Here is a 19831-nt window from a genome sequence, read left to right as displayed (position 1 = left end):
AAGAGACTCTTCTCCCCCGCTTCCGCCTTGCGGATGATCTCCGGAAGTTCCGCCATCCCCCGGGTACCGACGACAAAATCAACTGCCGGTTCCCGGCCAAGGATCTTCTCCCCTTCGGCCTGGGCCACGCAGCCGAGAACCCCGATCAGAACCCCCGGATCCCTCGCCTTGAAAATTTTCAGCCTGCCGAGATCGCTGAATACCTTCTGCTCCGCCTTCTCGCGAATCGCACAGGTGTTCAGCAAGATCAGATCGGCCCCCTCCGGCCGGTCCGCCGACCGGTAGCCGACCCGGTGCAGAACGCCGAGGAGCTGTTCCGCATCGGCATTGTTCATCTGGCAACCGAAATTTTTCAGATAGACGGTCTTGGTTTTCATGCCCTTTTTTTAGCATGATTTGGGGGAAGATGGCAATGGATTTTCTCTTACGCCGTTTTCCCCTCTCCTTCTGCGATGCTCGGCTGCGTGACAGGGGGTATGCTCCCCCTGCGGGGGAGTCAGGTGTGCCGTTAACTCAATATAAACCTTGAAACCAGAAGGGGTTTTGTCTCGGGTGAAACTCCTATCGCTAATTGGGGGGGTGAACCTGGGGGCCGGGAGTTCGATCTTCTCCTGCATCGCTCCCGGATTGAAATCGTCAACATAACCCCGGAACAGTCCGAACTGGCTAGAAAGGCCTGGAGAATCTACGGCAAGGGGCGGCATCCTGCGGGGCTGAATTTGGGAGACTGCTGTACCTATGCACTCTCCAAATATGCCGGCGAGCCCCTTCTTTTCAAGGGCAACGACTTCAATCAAACAAATCTGCCACTCATCTCCTATTGACCTGAAGATTCTGACGGAAGTTTTCATCTATTTCCATCAGTTTGCCGTTGTTACAGTCCTACCAGTTCCGGGTGTTGGTATTATCGATCGTCCAGGGGGAGCCGGTATCACTGCCGGTACCGGATTTGCGGGTGGCTCTAGCAGTGAAGGTCTGGTTGTTCGTTCCTGAAAAGGCCACATCATAATCGTATTGCGACCCGGAATCGGGCTGAAAACCGGGAAGGTTGGTTTTTAAAGTTGCCGTATCGGCACCTTCGACATAGGCATTATTCTCCGCATAATACTGCTCTTCAAGGAGCCGCAGACTCTGCAGGTCCGTCCAGGCGATGGATCGCTCCGCCTTGAGACGATACCCGGTGTAGGTCGGGATGGCAATGGCGGCGAGGATCCCGATAATGGCGATGGTCACCATCAGTTCAATCAGGGAAAAACCATCCTCTCTTTTCATGATCATTCCTCTTCGGAATATCAATCGGTTACTGCTCCGGAGCGGCCGTTTAGTTGAAAACATTATTTCCCTTCCCTATAACCACGATATCTCCCCAGAAACAAGAAACAGGGGTGGGCCTAAATCCGGCCCACCCCGTCTCAAAGTTCAAGAGATCATCAGATCAGTCGGCGCTGACCGTCTTGGTGTACAAAAGAACAGGTGTGGAACTATTATCATAGGCACGAATAGTAACACTGTTTCCAGACTGAGTGAGCGCAATCTGACCTTGTTGAGCTGAAGAACCTGACACCCATAAAGCACTCGTACTCCAGGGCGACGTATCTCCCATAGCCGTCCTCATAGTGATATATGTCGTGGCTACTGCACCGTTCAGTGTTGAATCGGTGGCATCACTACTATCCACAACACCGTTTCCGTCAGTGTCCACTTCCCTCAAATTACCATTGGGGTTGAGCGAGACGCTCAGCCAACCCTGAATTTCCGCCGCAGCGTTCGATGCAGCACCAATGATCGCACCTTTTCTTGATTTCTCCTGGAAACCGATATAGCCGGGAATAGCCACAGCGGCCAGGATCCCGATGATCGCCACAACGATCATCAGTTCGATCAGGGTAAAACCATGTTCATTCTTGTTGATAGTCATCATTTCAAAACTCCTTTACGTTGTTTAAAGACGGTAAAAACCTCTAACGATACTGTAATGAAGCCACTCACCTCCTTTGTATGAAAGATTGTAATTTATCACTCTGCAACTGCACGGTTATACAAGCAAGGCCTGTGCCAACGTAACAGACCGGTTGATATTTAGACATAACACATTGATATTCATAGCTTTTATCTCACAATACTCTTTCCGATGCAACCGGCCTATAGACGCAACATCCGGACAATTTCGGCCAACATACTTCAAATCTATCTGCGAATTAAGAGACCCTGTTGTGTTTTATCGTTAAATATCATAAGGATACAAAGACTGACACAATATACAGTCGGGAGACGAAAAATGTCAATCCCTCTCCGGATCTCCCGTTACGATCAGGAACTCTCCCCCATCACCATTCACTGTACAACCTCACTTTTGTATGTCCGCACATATTGTTTCAAGGTTTTAAGGGCCGATCTTGTTTTCCGATTGTCCGCCCGATCATGATCGGCCTTGACCGCTCTTTCGAGATAGATGAGAGCACTTTCGTAGTCCTCAACCTTATCATAATAGAACCGCCAGAGGCGGAGGGCGATCCGTGAGTCCTTCGGATCGATTTTCAGGAGAGTACGCCCGGTCTGGATTGCCTTCCTCCGGTACGGGTATCCCCTCGGCTCGTAAAAGCTATAAAGCTTTCGGAGCAGATCCGGATCATCAGGTTTCTGTTGGATAGCCGACTCATAGCACCGCAGCGCCTCTTTTATCCTTCCAACCTTCACATAAAGATCACCCTCGGCAATGGCAGCGCCAAACGGATCTCCTTCATAATCAAGGCGACGCCATCTCTTCTGCAGTTCACCCATCCCTTTCAATGCAGCAAACTGATCCCTGTATGAGCTCTTCCCCGGGTGCCGCCGGATCAGTTCACGCACAAAATCAATGGCCTTGTTAATCCTGAGATTCTGCGAGAAGATATCGACCAGTGTTGCAAGCTCCTCATCGGAGAGCATCCCGTTCGCAAGTTTAATGCCCTCAACTGCCTTCAGCGCCTCATCCCTCTTGCCCTCTCTCAGCAAAGCAGATCCCAAAAGACAGCGTGTCCCATAAGAATCATCTCCCGCACCTATTGCGGACCTCAGTCTCCTGGCCGCCTCGCCATTGTTCCCGGCATCAAGATACAGCCGGACATAGGCGATCTCTCTCCCCGTTTCTCCGCCCCCCATATTGCTCTTTACGGCAGACAGCCTTTGCCTGAACCGTTCAGCCCACTTAAGCTTCTGTGGAACATCCTTCAAGTATTCGGAGGGTTCGGGGTCGTTCTTTGCAAAACGCAGAACCTTTTTGTACTGCTCCGCTGCTTGGTCAAACTTAAGTTCCCTGATCAGGACCTCGGCCAAGTCATAGTGAAATACAGCCCTGTAGGAATGGAGAGAAAGAGCCCGTCTCATGGTTTTCTCGGCCCGTTTGACCTTTCCTTCTTCCAGGTAGATCTTTGCTATGTTCTGAAGGTGTCCCCCTCCTTCATAATCCGGCCGCACCTTCAGATAATAGTGAAGGGCTTTTTGATTGTCACCCATCATTAAGGCAAAATAGCCTCCATTAACAAGCGCCATTTGATCATCGGGGTCTATGTCAAGGGCTTTCTTTGTCTCTTTCTCTCCTTTCTCATATTCCCCCTGCTCGAAAAGGATCACGGCCCTGATCGCGAACAGCTTCGAGTCCCGGTAGAGGTTCGGATAAACCGCCTTTTCCAACTCCCGCCAGGCGCTCCGCTCAAGGTGAACGAGGTGGTAGGCGTGCCCCCGGAAAAAGTGATAAACAGGCTCCTTCGGATCGTGACGAAGCCCCTCCGCCGTCAGAGTGAATGTGTCGAGCCAGTCCTGGTTCCGGGCAACAGTACGGACGAAAAAGAGCAGGCAGACAAGAACCCCGGCAGCGAGGAAGAGAATAATGAGTTTATGCCTGTAATGGATCCTCTCCGCAAGGATTCCGGCCAAGAGGCAGAATCCGTAAGAGGGAAGATAGAGATAATGCTCCGCCATCAGCATGTGATGCGGGATGATCTGCATGACCGGCAATAATGTGATGAAGAAGAACCATATTCCGAATGTTACGGCAGGACGCCTTCGGATAAATACGAAAGAAAGCAGAAGCAACCCGGCAAGCAGTGCCAGGGATGAGATTACCCCCATATCCAGGAGGGAGTGCCGGAGCGGAAACATCCGGTAGTCGAAGCGGAGAACCACGGGGAAGAGCAGTTTCTTCATGTAGGAAGCAAGCACCGTGGCCACGGTCGCGAAATTGGAGACCGGATTCCCGCCCCACCACTTGATTCCCTTTGCACTGACCATCCCGGAGGCATGTTCAAGAAAGAGATCGACGTAGAGATATCCCGCGACCAGCAAAATGGACAATGTGATGAGCCACCGGAAGCGGGCCAGGTTGGATCGGACGGCACGCACAAACAAACGAATCGTGGAAGCGGGGGCATCCCAGTCTTCATCTATTTCATGCAGGATTTCATATGCCACGATCAGGACCGGGAGCGTCACCCCCATCTCCTTGGCGGAAATGCTGAGCAGATAGGCAAGGAAGGCTCCGGCATAATAGAGGCGCCCCCCGCCTCCCCTCCCCTTGAGGTACAAGATGAATCCGAGCAGGTAGAACAGTGCGGACAGAATATCCCGCCGCCCGGAGAGATAACTGACCGCTTCCGTATGAATCGGATGCAGAGCGAAGAGAAGAGACGCAACAAAGGTGATCGTCAGGTTCTTCGTCAATCGCTTCGTGAGGAAATAGACCAACAGGACCGTCAGGGTGTTGTAAAAAATATTGGAAAGATGGTACCCGACCGGATTGAGCCCCCAGAGAGAGTAATCGACGGCATAGGAGAAGGTCCTTAGCCAACGGTAGGTCAGGAGCCGGATATCGAAAAGAGAATGGATCACCGGGTTCTTCTGGATCAGGACCATGTCGTCAAGGACGAAACCTCCGAAGATGGAGTTCATGTAAACAACAGATGAAAGCGCCACCAGCAAAAGGATGATCAGCCCTTCCCTGTGGTATTTCCCGTCACGATCTCCGAATAGAGTTCCACGATCCATGTCCATTATCCCTTTCACCATGCTCTCGCCTTTTACCGGCCCCCCAGCAGAACGGTAATACTGATCCCGGTTTTGCGGGAGTAGTTCTCATAGAGCCGATTAAGGTCCTCCGTGATCCGTTTCATCTTCACCGCATGGGACTGCCCCGGGGCAAGCCGCAGCGACCGGGCAAGATGTCTGTAGGCGCGGGGGAGATCCTCCACCTTCTTCAGGTAGATCATCCCCAACCGCCGGTGCGCCTCCGCATCATCAGGCGCCTTTGCAATTCTTCTTTCATAAGAATGAATCGTATCAGCAAGGTGCCGGAGCCCCGTCCTGCCGGACCCGGTTGGACGGTCCTCACAATCTTTCCGCCGGTCCGCCCGCCTGTTCAGCCATTCCCTGCACAGTGCACGTTTCTGCAGGACGTCCCTGCCCGGGCCGCCCCCCTGCACCAGCGGTCCCGTGGCCGCAAGGTATGCCCGGGCCGAAAGCCTTGCTCCTTCCCTATCGCACAGGAGGCGGGCGCACTTGAACCGGCCGAAGAGCGCCGCAGTGTGGAAACGCCCCTTCGAAACCTTCCCGTAGGCATCAAACGCCTGCCGCCATTGCTCAAACCGTTCATACACCAGCCCCTGAACAAAATGTGCCATGGGCAGATCCTTTACAGAAAGCGCCTTTAGCTCCAGGCGGAGCGCTTTTTTATATTCCCCGCGTTTGTAATGGATAAAACCATCATATGCGTAGGCCTCAGGAAAAAAACGCTCTCCTCTTTCGGCCTTACCAAATTCGTCTTCGGTCATGTCGTAGAGATGTGCCTTCATGAACATCATTCCAAGGAGAAGGCGTACACGGTTATTATCCGGATAGGTCTTCAGGTCATCCAAATAGATTGTGATATTGTTCTTCCAGACCCGGTTCCTGCGCCATGTCCGGACCGAGAAACATCCCAGCGTCAGGATCAGAAGCGCTGCTGCAACTCCCGCAAGTTTGCCATGGTTCATGACCCTGTCGAAGAGGAACCCTCCAATCATGCAGGCACCCGCGGAAGGCAGGTATAGAAAATGATCCGCCAGGAGATCGTGGTGAGGGATTATCTGCATCACCGGAAGAAGCGTTACAAAGAACCAAAAGAGAGAAAAGGCTATTCTCTTCTCACGGCGAAGGGCGATCAAAAAGAGTGCGCCTGCCGTGATGAGCAGCAGGACCGACCTGATGAACTCCGGATCCGATCCCGAAGTGACAAGGGGAAAGGCAAAATAATCGGCAACCAGCCGGACCGGGAATAGGGTCTGGCGGACATCGTGTGCCAGGACGGATGCAACGGTCATGAAATTCGACAGGACGCTGCCGCCCCACCATTGCACACCCTTTGCGGTCACCATCTCCGAGGCATGGCGCATCCATATGTAATAATAGGCAAAGGCCGGCACCATGGAAAAGAGAAAAAGATAAAACAGGAAGTGGCGCCGCATGACCGGCAGAACCGAACGGCGGAACCTCCGGCCCGGACCCGCCTTGCCATCCTCCGCCGGACCGGCCCCTGGAAAAATCATGTCGTACCCCAGCAGGAGGAGCGGGAATGAGGCGGCCATTTCCTTGCTGAGCATGCTCAGCGGGAAAGCGAGCAGGACAATTGCCAGATAACGCTTCCTTTTTTTCCGCCTCCTGTAGCGGAGGAAGAAGTAGAAGCCTAAAAGATAGAAGAATGAAAAAAGGACATCCCGCCGTCCGGAGAGATAACTCACGGCGTCGGTATGGAGAGGATGGACGGCGAAGAGGAGCGAAGCGAAAAGGGCGGTCCTTTCGCTTCCGAAAAGAATCCTTACAATCCCGTAAAGGCACAGGCAGTTCAGAACATGCAGGAAGATGTTGGTCAGGTGATAACCGAAGGGATTCAGCCCCCAGGCGGCATAGTCCAGGGCATAGCTTATGGTTCGCAAGGGGCGGTAATCGTGGAGCAGTATATTCCATATATTTCCAAGGGACCGTATGGCGCCGTTTTCGGCGATCATCGTCCGGTCGTCCATGACGAAGCCGTTCGTGAACGTGTTCAGATAGACAGCCGCTGCGCAGACCGCGACAAGCACCATATAGAAGAAGGCCCTGCGGCGGCGCTCGACCGTTAATAAAGTACCCATATCAGGCGCCTCCCCTGTTTTGCAATACTGACCTGTAGACCTCCAGCGTTCCCGCCGCGGCCTTTTCCCATGAGAATTTTCGGGCACGGTCAATTCCTTTTTGCCGGAGCAGTTCCCGCAGCCCTTCCTCACGGATGACCGTCAGAAGCGCCCGGAAGAGGGATTCCTCGTCCGACGGATCGAAGAGCAGGCCGGCATCCCCCACCACTTCAGGGATCGAAGAGACGCCGGAGGCCACCACCGGCGTCCCGCATGCCATCGCCTCGACACAGGTAAGGCCGAACCCCTCGTAGAGGCTTGGGTTGACAAAGACCTCGGCCGACCTGTAGATCAGGGGAAGATCGTGACCGTCGACGGCGCCGGTAAAGTGGACCACGTCGTTCAATCCCAGGGACCGGACAGTTTCATGGAGCCCGCCCGACTTCCACCCCATGCGTCCCGCGACCACCAGATGGTGCGGGATTCCTTCCTCCTCCCTCAGCCGGTGATAGACCCGGATCAGCATATCCACCTGCTTCCGGGGCTGGATCGTCCCGGCATAGAGGATGAACCGGCCGGGGAGGCGATACCTTGCACGGCATCCCGCCAGTTCCCCGTCGCCGGGGGAGCGGGAAAAAACCGGAGATACCCCGTTATATACGACACGGACGCGGTTCTCCGGCACATGGAAATGGCGGATGATATCATCCCGGGTGTTAGAGGAGACGGCGATGACCGCATCCGCCCTTCTTGCGGCAAAACGGATATGTGTGCGCAGGTGGATACCCTGCAGGAAGGTGAAGGTATCGGGATAAAGGAAAGGTGCAAGGTCGTGGATGGTCACCACGCATTTCGCGGGACAAAAGAGCGGCACCACGTTCTTCGTATGGTGGAACAGATCGACATCCAGGGACCTCAACGCCCGAGGCACCTTCCAGTGATCCCAGAGCGGGCGCGTGTAGGAAGAACGCATCGGCAGTTCCATAACCTCACCGCCCGCATCATCCCAGGCGGCACGATCATCGGTCAGCACGTAGAAGTCGTCCTCTCCGGCCAGCCCGGTCAAGGCACGGACGAGTTCCCGTGCATAACTGCGCGGTCCTCCAAGGGCGCCCGCAATTGCCGCAATAGCTACCTTCATGACAAGCCCGGCCTTTCATCTCTCCGCACCCCGAGGTGCCACAAAACCCCGTAGAGGATGGCAGCGGCGTTCCGGGGCATCCCAGCCACGATCATGCGGATTCCCTGGAAGATAACGCGGTAAAAGAACATGTAAGGAACGAAGAGACACCAGAACACGGAGGCAGAGAGGTGTTTCCTGGCAAAGAGGATCCTGCTGCGGGCATGATGGTAATGATAGAAAGGGGTCGTATCGCCGGTGGAAGCGGATCCTATATGCGTAACCACGGCGGAAGGAAGGAAGACGCATCGCCCCCCCGACTGCCGGACCCTGCGGCAGAAGTCCCAGTCCTCGAAATACATGAAAAAATCTTCGTCGAAACCGCCGACCCTTTCAAATACATCCATACGCACCATCAGGCATGCACCGGTCACGTATTCCACATCTTCCGGATGGTCATACTGCCCCCTGTCCGCTTTCCCATGCCCCCGCATGAAGGGCTGTGCAAGCTGAATGATCCCCCGGCATCCTGCCGAATCGATCCGTGGCGGCTCCCCGGGCTGCATGATCTTAGGACCTATCACGGCTATCGCCGGATCATCATCCATCGCCTTCCAAAGACACCGTACCGCGTCATCCTCCACGAAGGCATCATTGTTGATAATAAGTACACGCTCCGCCTCATGCCCGGCGGCCTTCACTGCACGGTTCACTGCCCCGGCAAAACCCATGTTTTCCGGAAGTTCGACGAGAACGATTCCTTCCCGTCCTTCGACATATTCACGGATCACCTCCACGGATGAGTCGGCCGATCCGTTATCCACGACACAGACCCTTCCCTCCCAACCGCCCTTTGCAAGAGACTCCAGGCAGCGGCATGTCATACCGCCCCTCTTCCAGTTAAGAACCACGGCAAGGCTCCTGCACCTCATGAACAGCTCCTCTTGCAATCAATGAAAAACACACCCTGTAAATCCAGGAGTACGGGCATACTCTCCTACAAACAGCCCAAGACAGCGGTAAGCGGCTCAACAAGATCATGACAGGCATAGGCCGGCCTTCTCATATCCCCACCAAGGGGCATGCCTGGTCCCGAAGGATGCAGCGCCAGATAGCGGATAACTCCCACAAGATCTCCAGGTGAGAAAACCGTGTAAAGGGATCCGGAGCGATCCGGCCCCAACTCCCGCACCGCCGGCGTATCGAGCGTCAAGACCTGCCTGCCGCAGGCCAGGGCCTGGAAGAGCTTGTTCGGGATCACCCTCTGCGTCTTTTCCGTGTCGCCGAAGATCCCGAGGCAAAGATCAGCCGCGGCGATCTCCTCCGGGAGTTTTTCGTAGGGAACCCAATCGACGAACTCCACGTTCTTCAGATCCAGCTTTCCTGCGAGTGCATGGATCTCGCCAGAGAGCTGTCCCCGCCCTATGATCCGGAAACGAATCGTTGGATCCCCCTCCAGGGCCTTAGCTGCATGAAGTATGTGATGGATGCCGTGGAGCGGAATGAACTTGCCGTAGAAGAGGACCCGGAAGGATCCGTCGTCCCTCTCCGGAGCCTCCCTCGGGAAAAAGATATCCTCGTCGGCGCCGACGAAGACCCGGATGAATTTAGCGCGGTCTATACCGAACAGTCCGGAGATATAGTCGATATGGGCGTTCGTGTCGAGGATCACATGGTCCGCCAGTTGCAAGGACCACCGGTCTATCCGGAAAAGAAGGCCGGCCGTGATGGAACCCCTGCGAAAGATTCCCCGGTCAATCACGAGGGTATCGTAGAGTGATACGAGGGGGTTGAATATCAGGGGGCGCCTTCTGAACATAAGGAGGAATCTCGCGAGGAAGATATCCATCTGCCCGATGTATCCTACCATAAGGCAATCAAAACTTCCTGCCCGGAAGAACCGCACGGCAAGGACCAGGTAGGCCCGGATGAGACGGAGGGCGACGACCAGCAACGATCCCGCCGAGAGAAAACCTCCGGTCTTGTCCTCCCTCCGCTCCCAGAGCGGGAAGTGGCATTCCACAACCTCGATCCCGCTGCGGCGCAGCCCACGGATCACAATCCGGTTGCGGGGATAGTCCTTTTCGTACGTGCCGAAGTAACAGATTCTCATAATAGATCAACCGTTCGTATACAGAATAGACATTTACAGAAAAGAATACTTGCGCGGCTTATCATTGTCAAAAGTATCTCCCAACCCGTCACGATAAGCTTGAACAACTAATCTAATGCGTTGAAACTTATTATCGTCCAGCAGCAATATCCCCGTTATAGTGCGTAACAACTTGATGGTCCATCCTGAATAGAAACCAACCCTGTTTTTTGAGTAGCGATTTCCCAGCCATACCAGATTTCTCATACCATAATATGTAAGCCAAAAACGATTAAAAGGTATCCTGGCGACATCCATCCCAAAAAATCTTTTTTGTATACATTGTGCAGCCTCTTTATGGATCATCCTGCTACCGGGAACAAGAAGCATCTCTCCCGCTTTTCTCAGTCGCATGGAGTATTCGACATCGTCATGATGAATGAAAAATTCTTTCTTGGGATAACCTATCCGGCTCACGGCTTCTCTGCCGACCAACAATCCCACGAAAGAGGCCATATCTATTTTTACCACGGAAGATGTGTAGCTTTCTTGCAATAACGGCTTTTGTAGAAGAGGGAAAACACGTCTCAGATCTATGAGACCTCTGTGATGATAGGCTATCCGACCGTCATCCGACAGTACACTGCATGCCAATGCCGCGATATCATTCGCGCCGAAATGTTCCTGCAACTTCGCCAAGGATCCTTGCGTGGGTTCGGCATCATCATCCATCAACCAGAACCAATCAAATCCTCTTTCATACGCTCTTTTTAGTCCTTCATGGAATCCACCCGCACCACCAACATTTTCGTGCATCCGCACATAGTAAATCTCTACCGGCTTTCCATCGGCCGAATTATTCACCTCACATTTCTGTTCAAAAGGCTCCAGCAGATCGACCGGAAGGAGATCACCTATATACCCTTTTGCTGAAAGCAACTCAGGCGTTCCATCGGTTGAAAGATTATCTATCAGACAGATGGCCTGTATCGGTCTTGCCTGGTTCAAAAGCGCTTCAAGGCATTCAATGAGAAGATGTTTTCTGTTATAGGTAACCACGACAGCACATACACTATCTTTCACAGCTTCTCCTCACCTGATTTCTTCCTCGAACAGATCCAGCGACCTCTTGACGATATCGTCCATGTCATAATACTTGTACTCCGCCAGTCTCCCGACGAGGACCAGGTTTTCTGACCGGGCGGCAAGAGCCTTGTATTTTTCATATAGATCAGCGGTTTCATTCGTAAGAGCAGGATAGTAAGGTATATCCCTTCCCGCCCTGTATGTCTTCGGATATTCTTTCAGGATGACCGTCCTGTTTACATCCACCGGGTGAATATGCCTGAACTCGGTGATCCTCGTGAAGGCATGATCGTTGGGATAATTAACGGTGGCGACCTCCTGGTAATATTCCTGATCAAGCGTCTCGAACTCCAGGTCCAAGGAACGGTAGGAAAGCGCCCCCAGTTTGAAACCGAAGAGTTCATCAATCATGCCGGTGAAGACGACCTTGCCCCTGAACTCCACCCCCTTGAAATATATCCTGCCGGTCGTGGGGTTGACGGACAGCACATCACCGGAGTCGGTGCCCGGCATCAGCTCAATCTTCGGATGATCCAGCATACATTCAAACATCCTGGAATAGCCTTCTTCAGGAACCGCCTGGTAACGATCATCGAAATATCCGTCGTTCCTGCCGACAAGGACCGGCACCCTGGCGGTCACCGCAGGATCCACATCCTCCGGCCTTACTCCCCACTGCTTTGCCGTGTAATTCAGGAATATATTGTTGTATATATAATCCGCAAGCAGCCTTAAGGAGGGGTCATCCTCCTTCATGAGATCCAGGATGGGAACCTTTGTGCCGTATTGATAACGTCTGACGAGTCTGCTCTCGATCCCTGCCGCCGTCTCTTCAGGAAATACCATGTGTAATGTCTTCAGATCGAACGGCAGGGGTATCTTCCTGTCGCCTACACAGGCCAGGACCCGGTGATGGTATGTACGCCAGCCGGTAAAACCGGAAAGATAGTCAAAGACGTCCTTCCGGTTCGTGTGGAAGAGATGAGGGCCGTAACGGTGGACCAGGATACCGGTTGCATCCCTGGAATCATAACAGTTGCCGCCGACATGACTCCTTTTCTCTATCACCAGGACATTGCGGTCAAGGACGTTCGCGATCCGCTCTGCGATTACACTTCCCGCGAAACCTGATCCCACTACTATATAGTCCGGCATACCTTGCCTCCCAACATCCGGATCCCTCTTCCTTGCAGGTAGACAAACATGGAAACCGTAACGACGGTCTCCGAAACCAGGACGGCAAAGGATATGCCTGTCTGCCGGAACGGAGGAACAAGGATGAACGCAAGGACGATATTCAACAGACTCGCACCGATTAATATCCTGGAGAAAGCCTTCTTGTAACCCAGGTTCAGCATGGTCTGGATCCCGAATATGTTGCTCAACGCAATGACAAAGGGGAGGAAGGAGAGTATCCTCAGGACCGCAACGGATTCCGAATACCGGCCGCCCAGAACCAGCCTTACGATTATACCCGCCGAGAAAAAGATGATCGCAGAAAGGACGAAACTTACACCTCCGACCATGACCGTCATTCTGCGCAGGAACCGGATCCCCTCTCCCCTCGCCGTATGAATCAACCGGCTTACATAGGGATAGACCGCCTGGGAGACCGGAGTCAACAGCCCCTGTACGGCCCTGATGATCTTCTCCGCCGCGGAATAGTACCCTACGATGGTGTCATTGGTCAGGAGCCCCAGTATGAACGTATTGGAGGTCGTGTACAGGCTGATTGCAACGGTGGAGATGAATATATGCCAACCTTCTTTCAACTGGTGCCTTATCCTTTCCACGGAAGGGAGTGTAAACCGCACGTGGAAGTCCTTAAAGACGATCACGAAGGCGAGAATGCCTGCCGTCATGAAACCCAGTGAGTTGATCAGGGGTACATAGATGTAATCATTCACGTCATGAACGAAGACAAAGATGCAGACTGTGAAGATCAGCCTGGCCGATATATTCAGGAAGGTGATATATTTCATCCTTTCCATCCCCTGAAAAAACCAGACGGGGAATATGCACTGCCCCGCCACCATGCCGAAGGCATAGTAATATACCAGCCGTTGCTGATAGAACCTGCCGAAAGAAAAGACGATGCATAACATGATGACCGCCGACAGGGCCAGCAGTGCAAGCTTTATCATCATGACGGCGCTGAATATCCCGGACAACTCGTTACCATCTTCCCTGTGTATGGATATCTCGCGGGTAGCCGAAAGGTTGAACCCGTAATCGGTCAGGATATTGAAATACTGTATAAAGGCCTGGGCGAAGGCGACAAGCCCGAACTTCTCCGGCCCAAGAACACGGACAAGATAGGGAAGGGTTATGAAGGGCAACAGGTAATTCGCCCCCTGAAGGACGGAAAGCGAAGCGAAGTTTGACAGGAGCCTTTTCTTCGCAAGAGTGTCACCTCTATTCATCATCCCATTGAACAATACACAACTCCAGGGAGCGGATCCTGTACATATCGGCCTGTTTCCCGGTAGATCAATCTCTTCTTCCGTACAGAAATTCTACAGCATGGTTCTACGGATAATCGACGGGTCTTCCCGCTGCTTATAGGTGTGAAACGAATGGATCAGCATCTCCCCCAAAAGCCCCATTGAGATGAACTGTATGCCGAGGATGATCGCCACCCAGCCGAAGACCATGAAGGGCCGGACATGCATGGGAACACCGATCAGCCATTGAATCACGAACCATGCGCTCAGGAGCAGACCGGGGACCAGACAGAAGAGGCCGATTCCCCCGAAGAGGTGGAGCGGCCGTTTCAGGTAGCGGGTCAGGAAGAGAACTGTCAGCAGATCGAGGAACCCGCGCGTAAACCGCTCCACTCCGTACTTGGATACCCCGTGCAGCCTCGGGTGATGATCGACCTTGATCTCCGCCACCCGGAACCCTTTCCAGCGGGCCAGGACCGGGACGAAGCGGTGCAGTTCACCGTAGATCCGGACATTTTGCACGACCACCCGCCGGTAGCATTTGAAACCGCAGTTGAAATCGTGCAGTTTGATACCGGTCATCATGGAAACGACCCGGTTGAAGATCTTCGAAGGGAATGTCTTGCCCACCGGGTCGTGGCGCTTGAATTTCCAGCCGGAGACAAGGTCGTAACCTTCCTCTATTTTTTCCAGAAACCGGGGAATCTCCTTCGGATCGTCCTGCAGGTCGGCGTCCATGGTGAAGATGATCTCCCCGTTCGCGTGCTCGAATCCCACCGACAGGGCGACCGATTTCCCGAAGTTATCTCGCAGTTCCACCACCTTCACCGTGGGATCGTCTTTATGCAAGGCCGCCAATCTCGCAGTGGAACCGTCCCGGCTGCCGTCATTCACGAAAATCACTTCGTATTCGTTCGGCAGGGGACCAAGGACCGTTCGGATTTCAGAAGCAAGCACTTCAAGGCTCCCCTCCTCGTCATAGACGGGAACCACGACGGAGATCATCGGTTTCGGCATAATTACGAACTCAATAAAATTCTGAAGGAAAAGAAGAAAGATTGCAGCGAACGCTCACAAACTTTTCACCACCTGACCGCTAACTTCTTAAATTATAAAACATTTTTCAGGATGGGACAACAGAAAAGAAGAAAAATTGTGTTCGCAAAGATTGCACATCACAGCAGTACCGCATAGACCGGAAAGGCGCTCTCCACTCCCTTGAACTTGACGTCGCCGACATAATAGAGGCTGACGGTCCGGTCGAGAACGGGATCGCGAAAATAGAGAAAGCCCATCTCCTGATCTTCGCCGGACTGAAGCGTTACAAGTTTCCCGATTGTTTCCACCGTCTGATGGCTGACGACCACTCCCTGGTTGTAGAGGTTTCCCTCTCCATCGACGGAAACCCCGGAGATCGGCCGACCGATATTTTTCCGGGTCCGGACTGTTTTCAGAAACCCGGACCGATCCTCTTCATGTCCCAGACTGAGCGAGAGAGAATTTACCAGATCATCAAATTCCTGCTTCTCCCGTTCATGCCGGACAAGATCTCCGGCGGAGGAGAGACGCCCGGCGATATTGACATTCCGACCGATCACCGTCCGGTCAACACTCTCATCCCCGGCAAAGAAATGGGCCACGAAAACGGTTCCCGAATGGATGGAGATTCCCATCTCAAACTCCGTTTTGCCGGAACTGCGCAAGGCCCGGACGTTCTCCTGAACCCGGATGGCCAAGCGAAGCGCATTCAAAGGGTCCGCTTTTTTCCGGCCGCCCACACCGAAGGTGATCATCATCCCGTCACCGGTAAATTTATCGATCTCACCATTGAACTCATGCACCAACGGGACAATCGGGTCAAAGAGGGCATAGAGCTGATCCGTCAACTCCTCGGCGGAGATCGCTTCCTCGGACTTGCTCGTAAACCCCCGCAGATCGAGGAAGACGGTGGTGACCTCCCGTGCATCGTTCAGGATCCTTCCCTCTTCAAAGAAACGGTAGAGACTCCCGGCACTGTAGAGTTCCTCGGAACGGGCCGCCTGACGATCGGAGAGGATCTCTACACGTCTCTTCAGCAACTGAATAACTTCATTCCGTTTCAGGACGGTAATCAGATCCAGATATGTTGTGCAAAGGAAGGCGTAAGAAATTCCCTGCCCGCGCAATAACCGGGAAGAGCGAATCGGTTTGCCTACATTTTCATAATCCAGGAAGAGATAACGGAGTACGCCCGGTTGATTCAGAAGTACGGCCGGAGACTGCTCCGACAGGTCTTCAACGCCGAGTATCGTTTCCAGTTCCTCTCTTCCCGATTCCCGGCGCCCATCCAGAACCTGCTGGAGCCGCTTTCGCAGAATTCGATAAATCTCCCTGAAACCTTCCAGTGCAAGCGGAAAACGAGGGTTACAAATACCCAGGACATTTTCGACGGTCACATCTTCCCGTTCGGTGGTCACACAGGAAAGCTGATCATAAAGGACCGCCCGCAGCAGGGAATCGTTGAAGTCGGTTCCGAGGTGAAAGGCGGCGGCCCCGGGCTTTGTGGTCTCCACTTCCTGCCGGACCCGTTGGTGAACCTGGACCAACAGGGCGGAGAGCGCCGGGTGGAGAAGAAACTTGTGATAAGGCTTCCGGCCGCCCCGGGAATAGAAATCGTTGACGGCCTCGGCGAAGACCTTGGAGAGAGAAAGGAAAAAGAGATTATATAGCCCATTCCGGCGTCCCTGCAAGACAGCCCGGACTCCCACCTTTGTCAACGCATCGAGGAGTTTTCCGGAAGGATCCTCCCCGGCAGCAAGATCGACGGATTCCGAAACACTTTGCGAGGCAGACTGCAACCATTCCCGCACGAGAAGACCGAAGGAGGCAAAAAAGTCCACATGGATTCTGTACCGGCCGTCGGCTCCTTCATCCCCATGAGGCAGGCGCGGCAGAGGATCCCCGAAGAGTTCACCGATTTCCTGACGGTGAAGACGAACATATTTCAGTGATCCGGCATCTTTTGCACTCTCTTCAAGAATCTGTTTCATGAAACCTTCCCGATCGCCGGCCGGCCGGAACCGGTCGAAAGATGACAAATCCCCCCTCCCCCCTTCCATAAAGCTCCGGACTCACTCCTGATAGAAAGCCTGCACCTTTTGCATGTCTTCCCATACAGGTCTCTTCTGCGCGGGATTCCGGAGAAGGTAGGCTGGATGATAGGTCGGCATCACAGCAATCCCGTCCATGTCGTGGAACCGGCCGCGCAGTTTTGAGATCGGCGCGGTGGTCTCGTCTTCGACGCCGGCGCCCCGAGTGTACAGATAATCTTCGGCCGGATCACGTTGATCTGTGCCTTGAGAAACGGGATGCATTCCCGGATCTCATCCTCCTGGGGATCCCGGTTTCCCGGTGGACGGCACTTAACGATATTAGCGATAAAAACCTCCTCACGGCTCAAACCGATGGCGGCAATGATCTTTGTCAGAAGCTGCCCGGCCCTCCCGACAAAGGCGAGCCCCTGACGGTCTTCATCGGCGCCGGGACCTTCCCCAACGAACATCAGACGGGCATCGGGATTGCCCTGTCCGAAAACAATCTTTTGCCGTTTTTCATGCAGACGGCAGCGGGTGCAGTCACCGAGAATCGCCCGCACCTCATCCAGAGTGGTTGCACGTTCAAGAGTATGATCCACCGCCGCCATCGATTTACCTCCCCTCTCCGCATCCTCCTGCACCACATCACACCAAGGGATTTCCGGCATCTGAAGAGAAAGACGGCGCTTCAGATCACCGACGATCTGCAACATTTCGTCACGGGGGGAGTTGGGATTCATCTTTTCATCTTTCATCTTTTGTTTTTCATTTTGTATTTTCCCCGTGTTCCCCGTGGTTCATGCCTTTGCCCTTGCCTCTGTGCCTTTGCCCCTTTGCCCCTCTGTGCCTTTGTTCTTTTGCCCTACCCCTTCAAATAAATCACAAACTCCCTGTTCCCCTTCGGTCCCAGGATCGGTGACTCGATCACACCTGAAGGCACAAGACCGATCCCTTCCGCAAAAGACCTGATCTTCTCCACCACGGCTTCATGCTTCGCAGGATCCCGCACAACCCCATTCTTCCCGACCTCCCCTTTTCCGACTTCAAATTGCGGTTTGATCAGTGCAATGATCTCTCCATGATCCTTCAACAGCGGAGTCACAACCGGCAACACATAGGTCAGGGAGATAAAGGCGACATCAATCGTGACAAGATCAAAGGGCTCCGGCAGGATTGCAGGCGTGACATGCCGGATATTGGTCCGCTCGATGGCGACCACCCTGGGATCCTGGCGGAGCGACCAGGCAAGCTGCCCATAGCCCACATCAAGGGCGTAGACCTTTTTCACCCCGCCTCGGAGAAGACAGTCGGTGAACCCCCCGGTGGAGGCGCCCACATCAAGCGTCACCTTGCCATGAAGCTCGGGCTGAAAGGTTTGAAGCGCCTTTGCCAGCTTCAGCCCGCCGCGGCTTACGTAGGGATTTCCACCGTCACGAACCCGGATCGCATCTTCCGTTTCCACCAGGGTTCCCGGCTTGTCCACCCGTTTGTCATCCACGATCACCTGCCCGGCCAGGATCATGGCCCGGGCCTTTTCCCGGCTGGGCGCCAGATGACGACTCACAAGGAGTTTATCGATTCTTGTTTTCATGCAGAAAGTCAAGGGCGGGATCCGTACGCCGGGTACGCAGAAAACGTTCCACCTGACGGGCAATCCCCTTCTCGTCGAGTCCGTATTTTCTGCGCAGCAGATCCTGCGGCCCCTGTTCAATAAAATGGTCGGGCAGACCGATCCGATGAACACGCAGGTCCCAAAGCCTTTCCTCTGCAATCACCTCAAGGACGGCGCTCCCGAATCCGCCGAGAAGAGAGTTCTCTTCCACCGTGACGAAACAGTCCGTCTCTTCGGCCAGTTCCCGAATCATCTTTCGGTCCACCGGCTTGATGAATCGGGCGTTGATGACCGAGACATGAATCCCCTTCCGATTGAGCAATCTCGCCGCACGTAAGGCAGGATTTACGGTATGGCCGACGGCGAAGATGGCCGCATCCGACCCAAGGGTCAAACGCTCGGCTTCCCCGACGGTCAGCGCCCTCGGGTAGGGATCAAGTTCCACCCCCTCCCCGGTCCCCCTCGGATAACGGACCGCCGCAGGATGGCCGCAATCGAGGGCCGTCTTGATCATGTTCTGAAGTTCATTCTCATCCTTGGGAGACATGACAATCAGATTGGGTATATGCCTCAGATAGGAAAGATCGAAATTGCCGTGATGGGTCGGCCCGTCGTCTCCGACGAGTCCGGCCCGATCCAGGGCAAAGACCACGGGAAGATCGGGCAGACAGACATCATGGACAATCTGGTCGTACGCCCGCTGCAGGAAAGTGGAGTAAATTGCCGCCACCGGCTTGAACCCTTCCGCCGCCAGCCCGCCCGAGAAGGTCACGCCGTGCTGCTCGGCGATTCCGACGTCGTAGAACCGTTCGGGAAACTTCCCGGCAAAATATTTCAGTCCCGTGCCTCCCGGCATGGCTGCGGAAACGGCGACGATCTTCTCGTCTTCGAAGGCCAGACGGGTCAGGATCCTGCCGAAAACCTCCGTATAGGCCGGGGGGCCGTCCGGTTTTTTCCGGAGGAGTCCCGTCTCCCGGTCGAAGGGTCCCACGCCGTGAAAAAGAGAAGGCCTTTCTTCGGCCGGCTCATACCCCTTTCCCTTCTGTGTCGCCACATGGACCAGGACCGGCCGGTTGAGCTTCTTCACATTTTCGAAGGTCTGAATCAACCGGTCAAAACGATGTCCCTGAATCGGCCCGACATACTCGAACCCAAGTTCCTCGAAGACCATGCCGGGAACCACCAGTCCTTTCAGCGAATCCTCCAGCCGTTTCGCCACCTTCAGCATCGATTCCCCGATCCCGGGGATGTTTTTCAAAAGATTCTCGACAATCTTCTGGAT

General features: G+C 54.0%; 15 protein-coding genes and 2 pseudogenes. 1 reads left to right on the top strand and 16 read right to left on the bottom strand.

Annotated elements, in window-relative coordinates:
* On the bottom strand, positions 1–377 hold a 377-nt coding region (locus GXP58_01840; protein ID NOY52343.1), incomplete at its 3' end, for a tRNA (N6-isopentenyl adenosine(37)-C2)-methylthiotransferase MiaB.
* Between the two features lie 141 nt (positions 378–518).
* Between GXP58_01840 and GXP58_01835 the strand changes: the two genes are divergently transcribed.
* Positions 519–824: a type II toxin-antitoxin system VapC family toxin gene (locus tag GXP58_01835; protein NOY52342.1), complete on the top strand. Its 306-nt coding sequence runs from the start codon at positions 519–521 to the stop codon at positions 822–824.
* A gap of 58 nt (positions 825–882) precedes the next feature.
* Here the strand turns inward: GXP58_01835 and GXP58_01830 are convergent, their stop codons facing one another.
* The 15 genes and pseudogenes from GXP58_01830 to dxs all read right to left on the bottom strand — a co-directional run.
* Positions 883–1272, bottom strand: a complete 390-nt coding sequence (locus GXP58_01830; GenBank protein NOY52341.1) for a prepilin-type N-terminal cleavage/methylation domain-containing protein — start codon at positions 1270–1272, stop codon at positions 883–885.
* Positions 1273–1819: 547 nt separating this feature from the next.
* Positions 1820–1912: pseudogene (locus GXP58_01825) on the bottom strand (prepilin-type N-terminal cleavage/methylation domain-containing protein).
* A gap of 422 nt (positions 1913–2334) precedes the next feature.
* A complete protein-coding gene (locus tag GXP58_01820) occupies positions 2335–5043 on the bottom strand; it encodes a tetratricopeptide repeat protein (protein NOY52340.1) in 2709 nt (902 codons plus the stop codon).
* Positions 5044–5054: 11 nt separating this feature from the next.
* Complete coding sequence (locus GXP58_01815; GenBank protein NOY52339.1) at positions 5055–7142, bottom strand: hypothetical protein; 2088 nt, start codon at positions 7140–7142, stop codon at positions 5055–5057.
* 1 nt (position 7143) lies between these two features.
* Entirely contained in the window at positions 7144–8262 is a 1119-nt protein-coding gene (locus tag GXP58_01810) for a glycosyltransferase family 4 protein (protein NOY52338.1), read from the bottom strand.
* Positions 8259–9173: a glycosyltransferase family 2 protein gene (locus tag GXP58_01805; protein NOY52337.1), complete on the bottom strand. Its 915-nt coding sequence runs from the start codon at positions 9171–9173 to the stop codon at positions 8259–8261. The genes GXP58_01810 and GXP58_01805 overlap by 4 nt, the downstream gene beginning before the upstream one ends.
* Before the next feature lie 65 nt (positions 9174–9238).
* Positions 9239–10354 (bottom strand): glycosyltransferase family 4 protein, encoded by a 1116-nt coding sequence (locus tag GXP58_01800; protein NOY52336.1) that lies wholly within the window; start codon positions 10352–10354, stop codon positions 9239–9241.
* Positions 10355–10387: 33 nt separating this feature from the next.
* The gene (locus GXP58_01795; protein NOY52335.1) at positions 10388–11416 is read right to left on the bottom strand and encodes a glycosyltransferase; all 1029 of its coding nucleotides are present in this window, start codon (positions 11414–11416) and stop codon (positions 10388–10390) included.
* A gap of 9 nt (positions 11417–11425) precedes the next feature.
* Positions 11426–12574 carry a UDP-galactopyranose mutase gene (glf, locus tag GXP58_01790; protein ID NOY52334.1) on the bottom strand — a complete coding sequence of 383 codons (1149 nt, stop codon included), beginning with the start codon at positions 12572–12574 and terminating at the stop codon, positions 11426–11428.
* Entirely contained in the window at positions 12559–13845 is a 1287-nt protein-coding gene (locus tag GXP58_01785; GenBank protein NOY52333.1) for a flippase, read from the bottom strand. The genes glf and GXP58_01785 overlap by 16 nt, the downstream gene beginning before the upstream one ends.
* A gap of 90 nt (positions 13846–13935) precedes the next feature.
* Positions 13936–14880, bottom strand: a complete 945-nt coding sequence (locus GXP58_01780) for a glycosyltransferase family 2 protein (protein NOY52332.1) — start codon at positions 14878–14880, stop codon at positions 13936–13938.
* Positions 14881–15038: 158 nt separating this feature from the next.
* Positions 15039–16892 (bottom strand): adenylate/guanylate cyclase domain-containing protein, encoded by a 1854-nt coding sequence (locus GXP58_01775; protein NOY52331.1) that lies wholly within the window; start codon positions 16890–16892, stop codon positions 15039–15041.
* A gap of 81 nt (positions 16893–16973) precedes the next feature.
* A pseudogene (locus GXP58_01770) lies at positions 16974–17605 on the bottom strand (uracil-DNA glycosylase).
* A 194-nt stretch (positions 17606–17799) separates the two neighbouring features.
* The gene (locus GXP58_01765; protein NOY52330.1) at positions 17800–18528 is read right to left on the bottom strand and encodes a TlyA family RNA methyltransferase; all 729 of its coding nucleotides are present in this window, start codon (positions 18526–18528) and stop codon (positions 17800–17802) included.
* Positions 18509–19831: 1-deoxy-D-xylulose-5-phosphate synthase (gene dxs, locus GXP58_01760; GenBank protein NOY52329.1), on the bottom strand; the 1323-nt coding region annotated here is incomplete at its 5' end. The genes dxs and GXP58_01765, both read right to left, overlap by 20 nt.

The sequence above is a fragment of the Deltaproteobacteria bacterium genome (assembly GCA_013151235.1).
In the GTDB taxonomy this organism is placed as follows: Bacteria; CG2-30-53-67; CG2-30-53-67; order CG2-30-53-67; family CG2-30-53-67; genus JAADIO01.
The sequence above is the reverse complement of the archived record's forward strand: the minus strand, read 5'-3'. Positions and strand labels throughout refer to the sequence as shown.

Excerpts from the sequence above, each read along its gene's own strand:
- GXP58_01830 (NOY52341.1), bottom strand. The coding sequence starts at position 1,272 with ATGAAAAGAGAGGATGGTTTTTCCCTGATTGAACTGATGGTGACCATC.
- GXP58_01820 (NOY52340.1), bottom strand. The coding sequence starts at position 5,043 with ATGGTGAAAGGGATAATGGACATGGATCGTGGAACTCTATTCGGAGAT.
- GXP58_01815 (NOY52339.1), bottom strand. The coding sequence starts at position 7,142 with ATGGGTACTTTATTAACGGTCGAGCGCCGCCGCAGGGCCTTCTTCTAT.
- GXP58_01810 (NOY52338.1), bottom strand. The coding sequence starts at position 8,262 with ATGAAGGTAGCTATTGCGGCAATTGCGGGCGCCCTTGGAGGACCGCGC.
- GXP58_01805 (NOY52337.1), bottom strand. The coding sequence starts at position 9,173 with ATGAGGTGCAGGAGCCTTGCCGTGGTTCTTAACTGGAAGAGGGGCGGT.
- GXP58_01800 (NOY52336.1), bottom strand. The coding sequence starts at position 10,354 with ATGAGAATCTGTTACTTCGGCACGTACGAAAAGGACTATCCCCGCAAC.
- glf (NOY52334.1), bottom strand. The coding sequence starts at position 12,574 with ATGCCGGACTATATAGTAGTGGGATCAGGTTTCGCGGGAAGTGTAATC.
- GXP58_01785 (NOY52333.1), bottom strand. The coding sequence starts at position 13,845 with ATGATGAATAGAGGTGACACTCTTGCGAAGAAAAGGCTCCTGTCAAAC.
- GXP58_01780 (NOY52332.1), bottom strand. The coding sequence starts at position 14,880 with ATGCCGAAACCGATGATCTCCGTCGTGGTTCCCGTCTATGACGAGGAG.
- GXP58_01775 (NOY52331.1), bottom strand. The coding sequence starts at position 16,892 with ATGAAACAGATTCTTGAAGAGAGTGCAAAAGATGCCGGATCACTGAAA.
- GXP58_01765 (NOY52330.1), bottom strand. The coding sequence starts at position 18,528 with ATGAAAACAAGAATCGATAAACTCCTTGTGAGTCGTCATCTGGCGCCC.